Here is a 15,213-nt window from a genome sequence, read left to right as displayed (position 1 = left end):
TTGCGCATCCGGAGCGGCGTCCGGATGGTTCAGTCCGTGGCCGGTATGCCCGGATCCCTTGCCAGCCAGTGGCCGAGGAATGTCTCCCAGTTTTGGATCCATTGCTCCTCGTCGTCATGAACCCTGGCGATCCACGCGCGGTGGAAGGCGGAGCCCGCGAGGGGGAGGTGGCGGTTCGAGGGGCTGCGGGAAGAAAGGAAAGGATCCCCGGTGGGAGGAGTCCGCTGCTGGAGTTGGTCGATGATCCCGGCGAAGCGGGCCTCGAGAAATTGCGGCCGGTCGGCATCGGCGGGTTGGTGCAGGGAACGCGGCGTGCCGAACTCGATGACGGGACGGTCGTCGGTGTTGAGCGGATACCTTGAGAAGAGGTCGGCAGCCGCGCTCAGGTCGCCGCCGTAGAAGAGGGTGATCGTCTGCGGATTGATGGGCAGCATCAGGTTCTGCAGGTCGAGATGTGAAGCTCCCTCGACCGCCATGATCTTGTCGCGTTCGGCATGGAGTGAGCAGGCCGGCAGCGGGGCGGAATCGACGTGGCCGATCATGGCCGCGATCTCCGCGCCGGGCTGGAAGTTTCCGCGCCACAGGGAGACCTGAGGAAATACGTCGATCATCGTACGTGCGATCGTCCCGAACTCCCGCTCGGACATCTGGTAGAGCGGCAGCCACTGGACGAAGACGCCGCCCGGCTTGAGGCGATCGCGGACGATCCGGAAGTGCTCGCGGCTGTAGAGGTTTCCGGACCCCCGGCGGTAGGGGAGGAAGAGGTCCGCGATGATCATCGAGTAGCGCTCGGGATTTGCCAGCAGGTGGTTGCGGCCGTCGCCGATGATGATCTCGGCCCGCGGGTCCTCGAATAGGCCGTTGGTGAGATCGAAGCCCCGGGTGGTCGCGCCGGTGAAGTACTTCTCCGAAGCGTTGACGACGTCGGGCGAAAGCTCGCAAGCGACGACCCGCTCGACCTTCGCAAAGTCGTCGCGGTTCAACGCCTCGCCGGCGGTGACGCCGGTTCCCATGCCGAGGAAGAAGACGCTGTCGGTATCCGGCCACGCGAGCAGGGGGATTCTCGCCTGGAACATCTGCGAGCCGTAGGCCGCGGTGGAACCGAGGCTGTAGTTCGAGTTGATCCGGATGCTGAGTCCGGTTTTCGGGTCGTTTGCGTCTCCGGTGACGCTGACGGTGCCGTCACTTCCTTCCCACTTCTCGACAATCGGTCCCGCAACTTCCGCGCCGGACGGGGAGGGGAGTTTGGAGGGATCCAGAGCGGTAAAAACCACCACGAGCATGACTCCGGAGGCGATCCGCGCCGAGATCGAGGCGGCGCTCGCCCGGGAAGGCGTGATAAAGGCGGCAACGAGGTAGACCGAGGCGATCACCTGGACGGTGCTCCACAGCCCCAGCCACTCGAGAAGCAGAAACCCCGCGGCGAGTGAGCCGAGGATCGCTCCGATCGTATTGATGCCGGCAAGCCGCCCGATGCTCTTCCCGGCGTGGGTCATTGATGCCTCCTCTCCCTTCATGAGAAAAGGGAACACCGCTCCGAGCGGCAGGCAGGCTGGGCCGATCGTCGCGAATCCTGTGCCAAAAAGCCGGAGCACGTAGCCGGTGAAGGTGTGCCGGGTTTCAAGCATGGTCATGTTTCCCGTGATATTGATCGAAAGCAGGGGAGTCAGGGCGAGGGCGATGCCGCCCAGCGCAAGCAACCAGAGGAGCACCTGTGCGGGGGGCATTCCGCTGCGCGCCAACCGCGAGGCCAGCCACGCACCGAGCGAAAGGCACGTCAGCACCACGATGAGGACCGTCGCGAAACTGTAGACCGAATTCTCGTGGACCTGGGCCAGCATCCGCGTCCAAACGACCTCGAGTGCCAGAAGATTGAAGCCGGAGACGAAAGCCAGAGCCGAAAGGAGAAGGCGTGGCAGCGGCTTGCCCATCGGTTCGAGGTTCGCCGACGCCACTTTCGTGGATGCGTCCTCCGAACAATTGGCAAAGGCCGGTTGGTGCGAAAGACGTCGGGCGATGAGCGCGGTCACTACCGAAATTGCCATGGCGGTCAGGCAGGTCACGCGAAGTCCGAACCAGGCGACGAAGACGAATGCCGTAGCAAACGCCCCGCAGGCCGCACCCAGCGTGTTCACCGCATACATCCGGGCGGTGATCGTTCCGAACAACTCCCTGCTGCGGATGGCGGCCTGACCTAGGACGGGCAGCGTGCCACCCATCAGGAACGATGCAGGGAAGACCATCAGCAAGGTGGCGATGACTTTGAAGGCGGCGAGAGCTGCCCCGCTACCGACGAGGGGATAGACCCGGGGGACGACCGCAGGTGCGACGAGGACGATGATCCCCGCGAGCGCGATGCCCCATTCCAACCGGGAGTAGGTGCGCATCGGAGAGCACACATGCCGGGAGCGTCTGCCCCAGTGCCAGGCACCCGTCGCGAGTCCGCCGAAGAACAACGCGAGGGTCAGCGCCGCCGCCTGTGAAGTGCTGCCGAACAGGAGTCTGGCCTGTCGCATCCACAGAATCTGATAGGTCAGGCAGGCGAAACCGGACAAGCCGAGCATCAGCCAGAACGCTGCCCCGAGGGGATGGGCGACGATCCCGTCCGAATTTTCGGCGGTTTTCACGCAGTCGGCTCCGCGGCTCTCCGGACTGTTCTTCCGGCGTGCCGAGGCGGAGGGATTCGGTGAACGCTTGCGCTGCATACGGGCCTCAATCGGGTAAAGCGTCTGACCCGTTTTCGCCAGAGCCCGTACCGGATGCAATGTCGGTGTTCACGGCGGAAGGCTATCACCGGGTCGAGTGGCCGGCAACGTCCGTGGACTTCCGTTGGCTGGGTAGGGGGGACGGCGTGGTGGAGGGCGACCTTGATCCTGTGGCGGGATTTGGTAGGTACGGTTCTCGTCACCATCGTCACTCGGGAGTTCTTTTCCTGTCAACCGGGCTCGCCCGATCGTTCGTAAGCTCCCGAGAACCTTTGAGCCAATGAAGCCAACCTTCATCCCCCTGTTTGCTATTCTTGTCATCGGCGGCACCGCCGCAGCCCTTCCGCCGCTCGATAGCGACATCCATGCCTGGTTCGTCGCCGATGCCGGTGTCACGACCGATGGCACCGAGGTGCTCGAGTGGACTGATCAGGTAGGGGGATTTACGATGACGCCGCCGATCGACGGCCCCGAGTTGCTTCCAAATCAGGTGAACTCGCTTCCGTCGCTGTATTTCGATGGCTCGACTCAACTCACGGGTTCGCTGGGTGCCACACCGCTTAGCTCCGCTTCGATCTTCGCGTTGTTCCGCTGCACGCTTGAGAACGGAAACAACGACTACGTTTACACGCTCGGCACCGATGGTGGCAGCGGAAGCCAGATGGCGCTCTCACGCGACACCGGCAACCGGGCGTATCACTATGACGGAGCTCTGGAGAACCAGAGTGTCAACGGAGCGATGCCGGGGGACACGTGGTTCGTTTCCTCGCAGATCTTCGGAGAGGACGGGCCGAACAGCCACGATCTCTATCTCAATGGTTCCGCGGTCGTCCGTAGCAACGCGAGCGGACCCTACTCCGCGAATGTTACGGGCTGCGTGATCGGCAATTGGTCTTCCGGGCTTTATCGCCATGTCGGGGACCTGGTCGAACTCATCGTCTACGACCGCACTCTCAGTGAATCGGAACGAACGGAGGTGGAGGAATATCTCCGCCAGAAGGCTTCCATCCCGGCTTTCTTCAAGCCGGAGGCGGAAGTGCTGAGTGACTGGGAAGTCATCCAGTACGAGTTGGGCGCCCAACCGGACGCGAACTGGACCTTCGATCTCGGAGGCACCCGTGCCGACCAGTCGACGAATGCGGACGCCTCCATTCTGCTCAGCGACATCGACGTCGCCTACAAGGTCGTTTGGGGTCAATTCGGCTCGGGAAGCGCGCCGGATTTCATGGGCTTCGTTTTCGGCTATCAGGACCGGGGCCACTATTACCTGTTCGATTGGAAAAAGACGACGGACAGCTATCTCAGCTTCGGCGCCGCCACTTCCGGCATGCGCCTCACCGCATTTCATGTTGATGGGGCCGATCCGTCGGGACGGGACTTCTGGGCTTCGGATATCGCGGCCAACACCACCGTCCTCGAGCAGAACAACATCCCGTGGGCCGACGGCGTGGATTACGATTTCTCGTTGAGCTTCACGCCGGGTGCGTTCACGATCCGTGTCTGGGAAGGGGAGACGGTCATTCAGACATGGACCGTTGCCGACACCACCCACACATCCGGGCGGTTCGGATACTTCATCAACTCGCTTCAGAACGTCCGCTTCGGGCAGGTGTTCTCCCACGATATCGGACCGGTCTTCATCGACGGTATCGACCGCGCCGGAACCGATTTCTCGCTTCGTTGGTCGGGAGGCGAGCCGCCATACGTGCTCGAAACGAGCAGTGCTCTGGACGGATTCACCCCGGCGACCGGCCACCTCTGGGACCGGTTTCTCACGCTTCAGGCGCCGGGGCCGAGAGGTTTCTACCGGATCCGCAGCATCGGGTCCGAGCTCTCGGCTCCGTGAGGTGCGGCACCCTACTTCTGTCTGACGTAGACGTGGTAGCCGCAGTGCCAATCAGCCGGGACACCGGCGGTCGCTTCCTCCTCGGTCTTCGGAATGGCGTTGAAGCCGCCTTTTTCGACGACAAGGAAATCGACGCCGTCGACGGTTCGCACCTCCATCTTCAGGGCCTGGTCTTCGTTCACGCCGATCAGCATGTCGCCGGACCAGAAGTAACCGCTGAAGAACTTCGACCTTCCGACCTTGCCTCCGTCGGCGAGCTGCAGGATGTCCTTCGGGTTGTCGACCTTGGTGGGATCCTTGCCTTTCCTTCCTTTCAGGTAGGCCTTGATGCGATCGTCGACTTCCGAGGGCTTCGACGGCTGGGGCCAAACCGCCCATGCCCATGTGCCGACGATGTCCGGGTTCTTGCTGAAGTTGCCGTCGTAGGCATACATGTCGGACGGTTTGCCGCTGATGTGGGAGGCGACCGTGGTTTTCGGCAAGCGCCGGACGAATTCCATGCCGTCGGGGACCTGCTGGAGGATCGTGCCGATCCGCGATCGGACGGTTTGGGCGCCGCGGTTCATCACCGCACCCGTGTTGGGTTCGGTGAGAACGTCCGGGAAATCCCGGTAGGTTTCCTTCAGCAGGGGTGAGGCGAACTCCTTCACCTCCGGGCTGGCGGCCTGCACGGCATCGGCGATCGCCTTCAGGCTGCGGTAGGACGCGGAGTCCACCCGAAGGGCGGCAGCTTTCTTGATGATCACCGGAAGCACGGCCTTGTAGTGCTCGGGAGCGGTAGCGATTTTCGCCAAGGTACACACGGCGGCTGTCTGTAGCCAGGAGGAGTCGTAGTCGAGGAACTCGATCAGGCGGTCGCGGTGTTTGGCGATGACTTCGGGCTTGGCCCGCGCCAAGGCATCGATCGCGTGGAGCGCAACCCACCACGACTCGTCGGGGTTCTCGATCATCCTTCCCGCCAGATCGTACATTTCCGGTGTCACCTGATCCGGCGGGAGCGGTCGTCCCTTGAACATGCCGGTGAGTGCCAGAAGGCCGGCCTGGCGCAGGCGGGGGTCGTCCGACTTGAGAAGCGGCACCACCATCTCGGTCTTGCCGCGTTTCACGACCTGGTCCATCGCGATACTGCGCAAATCATACTCGGGATGCTGGATGTAGCGGATCAGGGTTTCATCCGTGAGGTTGGGATCGCTCAGCTTGTTGAGCACGGCGAGCGAGGCATCTGTCTCGACCTTTTCGTTCTCGAGGTCCTCGGTCGTCAGCGTTCCACCGGGGATCGGTTCGATCGAGTGGAACGTGTCGTCCGCCTCGTTGCCCCAAGGGCGGGGGAGCTCGAAGGTCTTGGCCCACTTGCTGCGCGGTGCGCCGAAGAGTTGCAGGTGCTTGCGCGGATAGGTGTAGGTGAGCGCGAAGTATGTGCCCCATGCCCGGCCGCCTTGTGACTCGGTAGCGGAGCGGTCGTAGCGGTCGTCCATGCCCGCGATTCCGATGCTGCCGTCGAAGCGGCGGGAGAGATCCATCACCCAGCGACGGGTGTCGAGGAACGAGCGGTAGGGCGTCGGGCGCTTCTCGCGCATCTTGCTGATCGCCGCGTGGTGCCAGATCTCACCCATGCCGCCACCGGTGTGGGCGGCGTGGAACCAGTTGGTGGCATAGAAAGCCTTCATCGCCGAGTTGTCGCGCGCCTTGGCGTAGACCGAGTCCTCGCCTTTCGGGTCGACCATCGCCGCGGCGGTCAGGCCGATTGCCAGTCCGCTGGTCTTGCCGTTGTCGCGGAAGCCGCCTTCCGGGAGCGTGTTGCCGTAGGCGACGTTGCCGTGTCCGGCGAAGCGGTAGAACTGGGTGAAGGCCTCGTTGAACATGTATTCGTCCACTTCGACGCCGCAGAGTTTGGCCATCAGCAGGAAGGTCATGCAGTTCACGCCGGACGCATGCACCTGCCCGGTGCCGACCGAGTAGGTGAATGCCGCCGGTGCGCCGCGACCGCTCCAGCCGCCACTGTACATGTTGACCCGGAGTTCCTCGGTCATCTGCTTGATCACCGGCAGCACGCTCTGGTCGCCGGTGCGGAGGTAGTATTCGCAAAGCCCCGGGCCTTTGTAGCCCTTCTCCCAATTCATGCCGCCGATGGTCTCGATGTCCTTCATCCAGCCCTTGACCACCTCGAGGTCTCCCTCATCACCGGTGGAGAGCAGGAACAGGACGGAGCCCCATTGCGGCTTCTCTTCCTTGGCGAGGACCTCGGCAAGTTGGCGGACGACCTTGTCCGACTTCGGACAGTCCATCGGCCACGTTTCGCTGTAGGGTCCCGTCACCGGAATGTTCACGGTGACATCACCGACATCCTTGATCTTGAGGACGACCTTGCCGTCCTTGGCCTCGGCCTCGGTGATGAGGTCGCCGAGGATCACCCGCGGGTCGATCTTCTCGAGCACGCGGCCGTTTATGCTTTCGATGATCTGACCCTTCTCAAGCTTGCCGGTTTTCTCGGCCGGCGAACCCGGTTCGACGTTGTGGATCTGCATCGTCATCCCCGGGCGGACCAGATTGATGCCGATACCCACCGGTCCGAAGTTCCGCACCAGCCACGGCTTCTTGTCGGTGACTTTTGGGTAGGGATTGAAGAGCGGAGTGGTTTCGGGCGTGTAGTAGCCATCGTCCTTCGCCATGAAGTCCTGCGCCCATGAGGTCGGGGCGATTGAAAGCGCGACAGAGGCGGCGCCAGCGGCGGCAATTGCGGAGAAGGATCGATTTCCTGTCATCTTCATGGGTGAGACTCTTGGTGGGTGTGGATTCCCGGGTTCGCAAATCGGAGGGAAATGCCGCAATTGCACGACTCATCCTCCCTTTGGCGGATACTACCGATCGCGGTCGGCATGGGAAGGAAAAGGAGCTTTGAAGTCGAAACGGGAAGGGGCTGCCGGTATTGGGTGGCTATCCGCAGGGGAGTGAGGCATCGGTGATGCGTTCTTGTCACCACCCTGCGGTCTTTCCCACGCTGGAGCCTGCCGGTGAGGTCGGCATCGAGTGACATGATCAAACCAATCGGAATACTTCTTGGCATCCTGCTGCTTGCGGGATGTGCGTCCGACGAGCACGACGCGATGCCCGACGATCCGATGCGGGTGCTGAAGACCCGCTCGGATGTCCCGCCCCCGACTCAGGAGATGGCCTCGCGCTCCGGTCACTCGCTGGAGCATCTTCGCCGGGGTCATTCGGTTTTCATGGTCAATTGCACCCGCTGCCACGAACCACGGATCGCGGTAGAGACGGGGGAACCCAGTTGGCACCCGACGATGCGCGGCATGTCATGGAATGCCGGACTCAAGCCGGCCGACGAGACCGCGCTGATCGACTACGTCCGGGCGGCCGCTCGCGAGTGAGGGCAACGCCGTCGTCGAAGGCCAAGCTGGCCTCACTGTTCGTACTCCAGCCCGGTGGAGGGCCGCCGGAGGATGGCCGATCAGAAGAGGTTTGAGGGTTCGGGAACGAAAAGCGAGAGGGCGAGTACGGCTGCCTGTGTCGGGGTTATCCGTGTCACCATGACGCCCACCCGACGGGGAAGGCTGCCTCACGCTCAGGCAAATCTCACGCAGTAGATTGGCGGGAGATGGGCGCTGAGATGCTGCCAGGAATCTCCCTGATCCTCCGATACCCAAAGCGAGCCGGTGGTCGACCCCATGGCGAGCCGGTGTCCTGTACGGTCGACGTCCAGTGCATGACGGAAGACGATGTCGTAGGCGGGCGTCTCCGGAAGCCCCCGTTCAAGCGTTTCGAAGGTGCGGCCACCGTCCCGGGTGCGCGTGACGACGAAGCGGGCGTCAACCGGGTGCCGGAATTCGTCCTTCTTGGCGGGCACGAACCAAGCGGTGTCCGGGGCCTCCGGATGGACCGCCACCGCGAAGCCGAAGCCGGACGGCTTCACGTCCCGGATTTCGTGCCACGAGCGGGCTCCGTCGTCGGAGCGGTAGATGCCACAGTGGTGCTGGACCCAGAGCCGGTCGGGAGCCGAGGGACACTGCACCATCCGATGCGGGTCCTGGGCTTCGGGGTCCGCACCGCCCTGGTCTTCGGGGACGAAATCAAAGCGCATGCCGTGGGCTCCCTGGGCCCACGACTCGCCACCGTCTTCCGTGCGCCAGACGCCCCCGCACGAGATCGCGACAGCGACTTTCATCGGGTCGTCGGGGTGGACGCAGATCGAGTGGATGCCCGGCCAGTCGTAGCCCCCGCCCGCCCATTTCGCGCGTTCGGGTCGATCCCACAGGCTGCGGACCAGGCTCCAGCTTTCGCCCTGGTCGGAGGATCTGAAAAGGCCTCCCGGCAGGGTGCCGCACCAAAGCTCACCGGTCCTGCCTGCCGACTCGAGGCACCAGACTTTCTCCAGCGACCACGGGACCGGGGTGTTGCGCCAAGGATCGAGAATGTCGGGAACGTCGTCGGGTTTCTCCGGGTAAGCCGGAGCGTCGAGTTCTTCCCACGATGAGCCGCCGTCGGCGGAGCGGTGAAACTTGGTTCCGAAGTGCCCGTGCTCGACCGAGGCAAGGATCACACCTTGGTGGTGGAAGAGCATCGGGACCTGGATGCCGAGGAAGGACGCACCGACGGGCTCCCATCCCGAGCTACGGCGTTCGTAGGAGAAAAGGCCCTTGCGGGTGCCGATGTCGATGCGGTCGCTCATGGTGAGTGGGGTTCAGCCGCCCGACAATGCCTGCATGAGGAAGATCTCGCCGTCGGGCGGCAGCGGATCCGAAAGGGTCGCGCGGTCCTTCACCGACTCGCCATTGACGAATACGGCGACATGCTTCCGCACGGCACCGCGATCATCCAGCAGGTAGCTGCGGAGCCTCGGGTGTTCGGTGAAAAGCGATTCCAGAGCCTCGCGAACCGTGTCTCCTCGGACTTCGCCCGGCGTGATGCCCACATGGGTCTGGAGGTGCGGCGACATGCTGATCGAAGCCATCTGTCACCTACCACAGCGCGTGCCGCATTCCAGGTCAAGGCGCGTGCGAAGGTGATGACCGGGCGTGATCGGTCGTGCGTCGGGCGCCTCAAAACTCTTTATTGACCGATCGGTCTAGGTTGCTAACCTGCGCCCAGATGAAGCCCGGCCCGCTCAAGCAGTTCGATCCCGACCGGGCATTGGTCGAGGCGATGCGTGTTTTCGGTGAGCGCGGGTATGAGGCGGCTTCCCTCAGCGAGCTCACCGCCGCGATGGGCATCGGTAAGAAGAGCCTCTACGACACCTTCGGAAACAAGCGGTCGCTCTTCCTCCAAGCCCTTGAGAAGTATACCCAGATCAACACCGAGCGGATCCGGAGTCTGCTGCTGGCGGAGGGCTCGCCCATCAGGAACCTGAGGAGTTTCATCGAGCAACTGAGAGTCCAGCATTCCGAGCCGGGCAGCCGGGGTTGCCTGATCGGGACCTGCATCGCCGACTTCGACGACGGCGACGAGCAGGTGTCCGCAGTGTTCGACCAGAAGTTGCAGCAGATTGAAGCGGTCTTCGCCGAGGCTCTTGAACAGGCGCGTGAGGCCGGGGAGCTGTCTCCCGAAACCGACATCCGGGACACGGCATCGATGTTGGTTTGCCTCACCCAAGGGTTGGCGCTCGTGGGACGTGTTAAAGGCTCACCCGAAACCGTCGACCGTGCCTGTACTGCGATGAACAACCTGCTCGCGAACCTCTGATCTCTTTTTTGCCTGAACCTAGACCGAACGGTCAAAACTACACCAACGAACAACAACCAGACCATGAATACCATTGAGAACAAGAGCGTCCTGATTACTGGAGCGAACCGTGGAATCGGCAAGGCGATTGCCGAAGTGTTCCTCAAGCGCGGAGCAGCGAAAGTCTATGCCGCAGTGCGGGACGTCGGATCGGCACAATCGCTCGTCGATGAATTCGGCGAGCGTGTGCAACCTGTCGCATTGGACCTTTCGGATGCGGCTTCCATCGAGCAGGCGGCCCGGGTTGCTTCGGATGTCGATATCGTCGTGAACAACGGCGGTGTGCTGAAGACCGCGAAGGTTCTCGAGAGCGGGGCTTTCGAAGCCTTTGCTTTCGAGATCGACGTCAATGTCTATGGACTCATGAGGGTGGCCCAGGCTTTCGCGCCGGTGCTTGCCGCCAATGGTGGCGGTGCCTTCGTGCAGCTCAATTCGGTGGCTTCGTTCAAGAACTTCCCGGATTTTGGCACCTACTCGGCGTCGAAGGCGGCCGCCTATTCGGTGACCCAATCACTGAAGGACCTGCTCGCCGCGCAGAACACGCAAGTGATCAGCGTTCACCCCGGACCGATCGCTACCGACATGGGAGACGCGGCCGGACTGAGCGAGATCGCCGAACCCGCCGAGCTGGTCCCTGAGGCGATCCTCGAAGCCCTCGAAAGCGGCGCGTTCCATGCCTATCCGGATTCGATGGCGAAGCAGGTCGGTGCAGCCTATGCGAGTTTCGCCGAGAACGTGATCGAAGCGGAGATGTCGGTTGGCTGAACCCGTCCGATCCAAGCGCCGGGGACGCTCGATGCCGAAGTGGTCCCGGCGTTCTGCGGCGCCTCAGCGATCCGGGAACAGATGCTTCCAGACCGCCAGCGCCTCGCGGATTTCCTCGGACTTCCGTGTCGGCGAGAGTTCCCATGTCAGCGGAGCACCTTCGGGGAAGAAGCCGAGCAGCGACTTGTAGTCGAGCTCGCCGGTGAAGGGTACGCGGTGGTCGCGGGCCGGCCACTGAACGTCGTGCACGTGGGCGCCGATCAGGTAGGGCGACATCCGTTTGAGCCACTCCGGGTGATCGAGCAGTCCGAGGTTGTGCTTGAGCTGCACGTGGCCGAAGTCGTGCCAGTAGCCGACGTTCGGGTGATCCTTGAAGTGTTCCTGAAGCTGTTCCATCTCGCGCTCGGTCGGCATGTCCTCGAAACGCGACCGCGACTCGACCGCCAGCTTCACTCCGAACTCCGCCGCTTTGTCGGCAAGCGTTTCGAGCGTCTCGATCGCCCGGCGGTAGTACAGGGGCGCGACCTTTTCCCGTTTTTTCACGAAGGCGATCCGCTCGGCAGCGAACTCGGATGTGTCGCGTAGCCCGTCGGAGACCATCGCGGTGAGCCGCTTGGTCCACTTTCTGGGATTCAGCGGAACCGATCCCATGTGCAGCACGACATACTGCGCCTTGAATTCGGCGGCGATCTCGAGCGTCCGGAGCGTCATGTCCATCGCCCGCTCGCGGTCGCCGGCGCGGTGCGATGTGAACTCGTAGGCGTCGGGCGCGTCGATCATCACCTCGACCGGCGACGGGAAGTAGTTGTGAACGCCGACGCAGGTGAACCGGCCGCCCTCGAAAGCCTTCCGTATCCCCGGAAGCTTGGCGATCGTCATGCCATGGGACAGCTCGATGTGGGAAATGCCGAACTCGACGATCTCGTCGATCATCGCCTCGCCGTCGTGGTGACGGGAGTTGTTCCAGCATGTCGAGAAGGCGAGCACTGGCGGAGGCTAGGCCTCCGAAGTTCCAAGTGAGAAGTGCCAAGTTCCCATCGAACTCCGTGGCGACGCCGCGTTGTTGTGATTCTGATCTTCAGGCACCGGCGATCAGGAAGACGATCTCTCCTTTCGGCGGGTGGGCACGGAAGTGTTCGAGGAGTTCGGGTGCGGTGCCGCGGTGGAAGGTTTCGAATTTCTTGGTGAGCTCGCGGGCGACGCAGCATCGGGCGTCGGGGAGATTCTCGGCGAGCAGTTCGAGGGTCGAGAGCAAGCGGTGGGGAGACTCGAAGAACAACGTCGTGCCATCGGCTTCGGTAGCGGCTTGCATCATCTTCAAGCGCTTGCCCTTCTTGACCGGCAGGAAGCCGTGAAAATGGAAGGCATGGACCGGTAGGCCGGAGCCGACGAGGGCGGTCAGAACCGCCGACGGACCGGGCAGCACTTCGAAATGAACATCAGCTTCGAGGCAGGCCTGGACGAGGCGGTAGCCGGGGTCGGAAACCCCTGGCATGCCGGCATCGGAGACGGCGGCGATGATTTCGCCGGACTGTGCGGCGGCGATCAATTCGGGGATCCGCCGTACTTCGTTGTGCTCGTGAAGCGAGACGAGCGTCTTGCCCGAAATGTCGAGGTGGGAGAGGAGCTTCGACGTGTGCCGTGTGTCCTCGCAGGCGATGCGGTCGGCTTTCTCCAGCGCTTCCACGGCGCGACGGGTGATGTCACCGAGGTTCCCGATCGGAGTGGGGACGAGGAGGACGCGGCCTTCAGGCATCGGGGGCGGTGTTGATGCCGGCTTCGTGGATGCCGGTTTCATAACCGGCGCTCCTTCAGAAGCCGTTGGCGATGCGCGAGACAAGCGCTTCGCTGGCACGCTGGAGGGCGTCGGGAAGGGCGTTGTTTCGCGAGGTCTGCAGGTTCGAGTCGACGAAGAACCGCGAGGTGCCGCTCGACGTGCCGGTGGCGAGGACCTTGTTCGGGTCCGCCGCGTCGCGGAGCGTCCAGTTCAGGGTCACGGTGTTCTGCAGTTCCTCGGGGCGGAGCGTGTCGAGCCGGGCGGAACGGATCTGGACGTAGTCGATCAGGTGCACCGTGCCCTCGAGGACGGCGTCGGCATCGGCGCGGGAGGCGATGCGATAGGTGCCGTCTTCGACGAGCGCATCGGCCACCGAGGAAGTGGCGATCGCTTCCGCACGCGGGTGGAGCGTGTCGTTCTTGAACATCGGCACCGCGATCGAGCGGACGTCCTGGAGCACGGCGGGCTTGGCGCCGTCGAGCTGGTAACCGGCGCAGGAAACGAAAGCGATCGGGAGGAGCAGGGCGAGCAGGCGGATCATGGGAAACGGGGAGTGGGAGGCCGGTGGATCAGTTGCCGCCGAGGGCGCTCAAACGGGCTTGGGCCTTGTCGTGAAGCTCGCCCGACTTCGTTTTCCGGACGACTTCCTGATAGTAGTATTTGGCCGATCCGATATCGCCCTTCTTCTCGTAGAACTGGCCGATTTCGTAGGTGTTCTGCAGGTCGCGGCCGCCGATGTTCGAGATCTTCTGGCGGGCCTCGCCGGCGCGCTTGTGGCCCGGGAACTGGCTGAGGTAGTCCTCGAAGGCCTCCTTGGCGCGGGCGAGGTTGGCTTGGTCCTGATTGCCGTCGCGCGCCTCTTCCAAAAGGATCTCGCCGATCCGGAACTGGGCTTCCGGAGCTTCGGGGGAGGTGGGGTAGTTTTCGACCACCGCCTGATAGGCCCGGACGGCTTTGGCGGTTTCGCCATCGCTGGCGTAGATCTCGCCGATCCGGTAGCCGGCCTTGGCGGCCACGGGCGAGCGCGGAGCGTTGCCGGCGACCTGCGAGAGCATCTCGGTCATCTTGTTGACCGAGAGTTTCGACTTCAGTCCGAGGAAGCTGTTGCGGATCTGGCCGTCGGCGGCGGCGAAGGCCATCGACGACTGACGGTCGAAGGCCTGCTTGTAGAAGCCGCTGCCCTGACGCTTGGTCAGGAGGTCCTGATAGGCTTCGAAGGCGTCGAGGGTTTCACCTTCCTGCTCGAGAAGCTGGGCCTGACGGAAGCGTGCTTCGGGGGCGCGGTCGGCGTAGGGGATCTCGTCGGCGATTTCGTCGTAGATCTTGATCGCCTTGCCGGACTTGCCGGCGTCGTCGGCCGCCTTTGCCTCTTGGAAAAGCGCCTCGGCGCGCGGGTTGTCGGCGGCGCCGGCGCCCACCATCGGGGGGAGCTCGGAGTCGCCGCCGCAGGCAGACAGCAGGGCGGCGGCGGGGAGGACGAGGAGGATTTGGCGCATGGCGGAACGCTAAGCGGTGCCGGGGAGGGGCGGGAAGCGAAAATCAGGCCTTTCCCAGCTCGGCGGAGCGTTGCGCCGCCATCGTCACGGCCTCGATCAGTGCATCCCGCACTCCGCCCGCTTCCATGGCTGCGAGGCCGGCGATGGTTGTGCCTCCTGGCGAGGCCACACGGTCCTTGAGCACCGCGGGATGGTCGCCGGTCTCAAGCACCATCGTGGCGGCGCCGCGCAGCGTTTGGGCGGCGAGTTCGAGAGCTTGGGCGCGTGGCAGGCCGCAGCGGACGCCTCCATCGGCAAGCGCCTCGATCATGAGAAAGGCGAAGGCTGGTCCGCTCCCGGAGAGCCCGGTCACCGCGTCGAGCAGGCTTTCAGGAACTTCATGGGCAATGCCGACCGAGCCGAGCAGGCTACGGGCGGCGGATGCGTCGTCGGAGCTGGCTTCGGTGCCCAGTGCAAAGGCGGCTGCGCCCTCGCCAACGAGAGCCGGGGTGTTCGGCATGCAGCGGACCACGCGGAATCCCGCGGGACTGTGGGACTGGAGCCAGTCGATCGAAAGGCCCGCAGCGACTGAGATGAGCAGGGCGCCCGAGGCTCCTCCATCGGCCAGTTGCCGTAGTGCGGCTTCGGCCTGATGGGGCTTGGTGCAGAGCAGGAAGGTGTCGCAGCCCGACAAACCGCCGATCTCCGCCACGGTCGAAGCACCGGTGGTCTCGGTGAACGCCTCGGCGGAGGCCGGGAACGGGTCGTAACCGAGCACGTCGCCCGCCGACACCGCCTTGGCGCGGATCGCTCCGCCGACCAATGCCGATCCCATTTTCCCGCAACCGATGACACCGAGTTTCATGTTCGCGATGCTAACGGTCCGTCCGGGTCCGGCCAGCGTTCATTTTGCTT

At 63.5% G+C, this 15,213-nt stretch carries 13 protein-coding genes; 4 read left to right on the top strand and 9 right to left on the bottom strand.

Annotation, left to right across the window (positions count from 1 at the left end):
* Nucleotides 1-29: 29 nt before the first annotated feature.
* Nucleotides 30-2,627 (bottom strand): fused MFS/spermidine synthase, encoded by a 2,598-nt coding sequence (locus tag HAHE_RS03065; protein ID WP_338688532.1) that lies wholly within the window; start codon nt 2,625-2,627, stop codon nt 30-32.
* Between the two features lie 358 nt (nt 2,628-2,985).
* On the opposite strand from HAHE_RS03065, the gene HAHE_RS03060 reads away from it, so the two are divergent.
* Complete coding sequence (locus HAHE_RS03060) at nt 2,986-4,551, top strand: hypothetical protein (protein WP_338688529.1); 1,566 nt, start codon at nt 2,986-2,988, stop codon at nt 4,549-4,551.
* 11 nt (nt 4,552-4,562) lie between these two features.
* Here HAHE_RS03060 and HAHE_RS03055 read toward each other — a convergent pair whose 3' ends face one another.
* Nucleotides 4,563-7,319: a DUF6288 domain-containing protein gene (locus tag HAHE_RS03055; RefSeq protein WP_338688526.1), complete on the bottom strand. Its 2,757-nt coding sequence runs from the start codon at nt 7,317-7,319 to the stop codon at nt 4,563-4,565.
* Between the two features lie 264 nt (nt 7,320-7,583).
* Here HAHE_RS03055 and HAHE_RS03050 point away from each other — a divergent pair, with 264 nt between their 5' ends.
* Entirely contained in the window at nt 7,584-7,934 is a 351-nt protein-coding gene (locus HAHE_RS03050; RefSeq protein WP_338688524.1) for a hypothetical protein, read from the top strand.
* Nucleotides 7,935-8,128: 194 nt separating this feature from the next.
* Here HAHE_RS03050 and HAHE_RS03045 read toward each other — a convergent pair whose 3' ends face one another.
* Together HAHE_RS03045 and HAHE_RS03040 are read right to left on the bottom strand one after the other, a co-directional pair.
* The gene (locus tag HAHE_RS03045; RefSeq protein ID WP_338688521.1) at nt 8,129-9,232 is read right to left on the bottom strand and encodes a hypothetical protein; all 1,104 of its coding nucleotides are present in this window, start codon (nt 9,230-9,232) and stop codon (nt 8,129-8,131) included.
* 12 nt (nt 9,233-9,244) lie between these two features.
* Nucleotides 9,245-9,514, bottom strand: coding sequence for a MoaD/ThiS family protein (locus tag HAHE_RS03040; protein WP_338688519.1), 270 nt, complete (start codon nt 9,512-9,514; stop codon nt 9,245-9,247).
* Nucleotides 9,515-9,651: 137 nt separating this feature from the next.
* Here HAHE_RS03040 and HAHE_RS03035 point away from each other — a divergent pair, with 137 nt between their 5' ends.
* Entirely contained in the window at nt 9,652-10,242 is a 591-nt protein-coding gene (locus HAHE_RS03035; RefSeq protein WP_338688518.1) for a TetR/AcrR family transcriptional regulator, read from the top strand.
* 63 nt (nt 10,243-10,305) lie between these two features.
* The gene (locus HAHE_RS03030) at nt 10,306-11,046 is read left to right on the top strand and encodes an SDR family oxidoreductase (RefSeq protein WP_338688516.1); all 741 of its coding nucleotides are present in this window, start codon (nt 10,306-10,308) and stop codon (nt 11,044-11,046) included.
* A 63-nt stretch (nt 11,047-11,109) separates the two neighbouring features.
* Here HAHE_RS03030 and HAHE_RS03025 read toward each other — a convergent pair whose 3' ends face one another.
* The 5 genes from HAHE_RS03025 to proC all read right to left on the bottom strand — a co-directional run bounded on the left by HAHE_RS03025 (nt 11,110) and on the right by proC (nt 15,163).
* On the bottom strand, nt 11,110-12,033 hold the full coding sequence (locus HAHE_RS03025) for a sugar phosphate isomerase/epimerase (protein ID WP_338688514.1): 924 nt from the start codon (nt 12,031-12,033) through the stop codon (nt 11,110-11,112).
* 91 nt (nt 12,034-12,124) lie between these two features.
* Entirely contained in the window at nt 12,125-12,802 is a 678-nt protein-coding gene (gene rsmI, locus HAHE_RS03020; protein WP_338688512.1) for a 16S rRNA (cytidine(1402)-2'-O)-methyltransferase, read from the bottom strand.
* A 55-nt stretch (nt 12,803-12,857) separates the two neighbouring features.
* The gene (gene lptE, locus HAHE_RS03015; protein ID WP_338688510.1) at nt 12,858-13,364 is read right to left on the bottom strand and encodes an LPS assembly lipoprotein LptE; all 507 of its coding nucleotides are present in this window, start codon (nt 13,362-13,364) and stop codon (nt 12,858-12,860) included.
* 28 nt (nt 13,365-13,392) lie between these two features.
* Nucleotides 13,393-14,319, bottom strand: coding sequence for a tetratricopeptide repeat protein (locus HAHE_RS03010; protein ID WP_338688508.1), 927 nt, complete (start codon nt 14,317-14,319; stop codon nt 13,393-13,395).
* 43 nt (nt 14,320-14,362) lie between these two features.
* A complete protein-coding gene (gene proC, locus HAHE_RS03005; RefSeq protein ID WP_338688507.1) occupies nt 14,363-15,163 on the bottom strand; it encodes a pyrroline-5-carboxylate reductase in 801 nt (266 codons plus the stop codon).
* Nucleotides 15,164-15,213 lie beyond the last annotated feature (50 nt).

The sequence above is a fragment of the Haloferula helveola genome, from assembly GCF_037076345.1.
Taxonomy (GTDB): Bacteria; Verrucomicrobiota; Verrucomicrobiia; order Verrucomicrobiales; family Akkermansiaceae; genus Haloferula; species Haloferula helveola.
The sequence above is the reverse complement of the archived record's forward strand: the minus strand, read 5'-3'. Positions and strand labels throughout refer to the sequence as shown.

Coding starts and splice junctions, on each gene's coding strand:
- HAHE_RS03060 (WP_338688529.1), top strand. CDS start 2,986: ATGAAGCCAACCTTCATCCCCCTGTTTGCTATTCTTGTCATCGGCGGC.
- HAHE_RS03055 (WP_338688526.1), bottom strand. CDS start 7,319: ATGAAGATGACAGGAAATCGATCCTTCTCCGCAATTGCCGCCGCTGGC.
- HAHE_RS03050 (WP_338688524.1), top strand. CDS start 7,584: ATGATCAAACCAATCGGAATACTTCTTGGCATCCTGCTGCTTGCGGGA.
- HAHE_RS03045 (WP_338688521.1), bottom strand. CDS start 9,232: ATGAGCGACCGCATCGACATCGGCACCCGCAAGGGCCTTTTCTCCTAC.
- HAHE_RS03040 (WP_338688519.1), bottom strand. CDS start 9,514: ATGGCTTCGATCAGCATGTCGCCGCACCTCCAGACCCATGTGGGCATC.
- HAHE_RS03035 (WP_338688518.1), top strand. CDS start 9,652: ATGAAGCCCGGCCCGCTCAAGCAGTTCGATCCCGACCGGGCATTGGTC.
- HAHE_RS03030 (WP_338688516.1), top strand. CDS start 10,306: ATGAATACCATTGAGAACAAGAGCGTCCTGATTACTGGAGCGAACCGT.
- rsmI (WP_338688512.1), bottom strand. CDS start 12,802: ATGCCTGAAGGCCGCGTCCTCCTCGTCCCCACTCCGATCGGGAACCTC.
- lptE (WP_338688510.1), bottom strand. CDS start 13,364: ATGATCCGCCTGCTCGCCCTGCTCCTCCCGATCGCTTTCGTTTCCTGC.
- HAHE_RS03010 (WP_338688508.1), bottom strand. CDS start 14,319: ATGCGCCAAATCCTCCTCGTCCTCCCCGCCGCCGCCCTGCTGTCTGCC.
- proC (WP_338688507.1), bottom strand. CDS start 15,163: ATGAAACTCGGTGTCATCGGTTGCGGGAAAATGGGATCGGCATTGGTC.